Consider the following 559-nt stretch of genomic DNA (forward strand, 5'->3'; position numbering starts at 1 on the left):
TGCCCGAGTCTGATTGGAACCGCCCTGTACGGAGCCGTACGCAGGGTGGTGTGGGACCGGGGAGCTAATCACTCCCCGGGACCCGATTCTGCTTGATTTCTGAATCGCCTTCAGTTCAAAGATCAAATTGAATCCCGTCGGCTGATGGCCTGTCAGGATTCTCGCCGCAATACTCATCGAGCAATCGGTCGTAGCGAGTGCCATCAGTGATCGCACGTGGTTTGTCGTAGAACCTGATCTTGTGCCCCTCGATGTGAAACTTTGGAGCGGACTTGATTGCTGCGATTGCCCTATCGGCTACAGCTGACCGAACGTAGCATTCATATCCACTCGCCATTGTGCCCTCTGCCCCGAAGGAGAACTCATCATCACTGAGTATCTCTTCGAGCAAATGAATGGTCTCCGAGGAATGAGTCACCCCGATCGCAACATAGTCGGCAAGGTTGATGCTCATTTTCCAGCAGAACGTCAAAGCACACCAACCGCCTGATGGCAGCCGCGCATTGACTCGAGGTTAAGGGTTCTAGTCATCTGAAAAATTCGACTCGGAGCGGGTCAG

General features: G+C 53.7%; 1 protein-coding gene. It reads right to left on the reverse strand.

Annotation, left to right across the window (positions count from 1 at the left end; genetic code table 11):
• Nucleotides 1–115 precede the first annotated feature (115 nt).
• A complete protein-coding gene (locus JIN81_RS18805; RefSeq protein WP_200283629.1) occupies nucleotides 116–454 on the reverse strand; it encodes a hypothetical protein in 339 nt (112 codons plus the stop codon).
• Nucleotides 455–559 lie beyond the last annotated feature (105 nt).

This window comes from Haloferula rosea (genome assembly GCF_016595525.1).
GTDB classification, from domain to species: Bacteria; Verrucomicrobiota; Verrucomicrobiia; order Verrucomicrobiales; family Akkermansiaceae; genus Haloferula; species Haloferula rosea.